This is a genomic window from Ruegeria sp. YTSC192, from assembly GCF_059609705.1.
Genome location: NZ_JBXWMG010000026.1, coordinates 1 through 1,358, shown reverse-complemented (window position 1 = coordinate 1,358; position 1,358 = coordinate 1). Strand labels below are relative to the sequence as shown.

Here is a 1,358-nt window from a genome sequence, read left to right as displayed (position 1 = left end):
AGCGGATGGGGTGGATGGCTCCTGCTCCAACCGGCGTCGCAATGCGCCATAATGCAGTTGCCTATCACTGCTAGGAAAGGAGCCACCCAATGCATGTTACAACAGTCGGCCTAGATCTGGCCAAGAACATCTTTCAGGTGCACGGGATCACATCGGACGGAACCGTTGCGTTCAACAAGTCACTAAGGCGTGCCCAGCTTTTGCAATTCTTCGAAAAGCTTGAACCATGTCTCATTGGTATGGAGGCCTGCGGATCCAGCCACCACTGGGCGCGTCAATTCCGGATGCAGGGCCATGAAGTCCGATTGATGCCTGCGATGTACGTGAAAGCCTATGTCAAACGCGGCAAGTCTGACGCCATTGATGCAGAGGCAATCTGCGAGGCCGTGACGCGCCCCACGATGCGCTTTGTTGCAATCAAGACTGAAGAACAGCAGGGCGTCCTGTTCCTCCATCGTGCGCGCGATCTGGTCGTGCGGCAAAGGACGCAGCTCAGCAACATGCTGCGCAGCCTACTGGGGGAGTTTGGTATCGTGATTGCCCAAGGGATTGGGAGCGCAGTAAAGTTTGCAAAGGCGGTATTGGACGGAGATCGTCCGAGCATTCCTGAAGTCGCCATCGAAGTTTTGACGAACCTGTGCAACCAGATGGTTGCTCTGCACTTGCGCATTCTCTGGTACGATAAACGCATTCTGCTTGAAGGTCGTAGAGACCCAAAAATTATGTTGCTAAGGACCATTCCTGGGGTCGGCCCTGTTACCGCCTCGGCCATTGTTGCGACAGCGGGCGATGGGCATCAGTTCCGCAATGGTCGCGAGTTTGCTGCCTGGCTGGGGCTGACACCGATCAACCGGTCAAGTGGCGGCAAGGAACGTCTCGGGCGCATATCCAAAATGGGAGATCGATACCTCAGGCGTCTGCTTGTCACCGGCATGACCGCCCGATTGAACCAAATGAAGGTCAATCCCGACCGCGTTGATCCTTGGGCAATGGCATTACGTGAACGCAAACCTCCACGCGTTGCTACCGTTGCCATGGCGAACAAAACCGCCCGCATCATCTGGGCAGTCTTGACCCGAAACGAACGTTACAGACCTCACGCAGCATAACCACAGAAAAGGAACACAAGAGACGCAAGACAATTGAGATGATGGAGCAATGTCAGCCCGCCAACCAAGACACCCCGTCGAATGTCAGGGACACGTCGTTGTCCGCGAAGCGGTTTGGGACTCGGTCAGCGGAAACCATCAGGGCCAGCAGCCGCGTGCGCTGCGCAAAAAGGCCGGACACACGACCGCATCTGACAGACGCTCATATCAGCTCAAAAAATGTCTTGCTATGCAGGAGCCATCCACACA

General features: G+C 55.7%; 1 protein-coding gene. It reads left to right on the top strand.

What is annotated here, in order from left to right:
* Positions 1-89 precede the first annotated feature (89 nt).
* Entirely contained in the window at positions 90-1,109 is a 1,020-nt protein-coding gene (locus tag AC2FD8_RS19685; RefSeq protein WP_496858963.1) for an IS110 family RNA-guided transposase, read from the top strand.
* Positions 1,110-1,358: the final 249 nt, after the last annotated feature.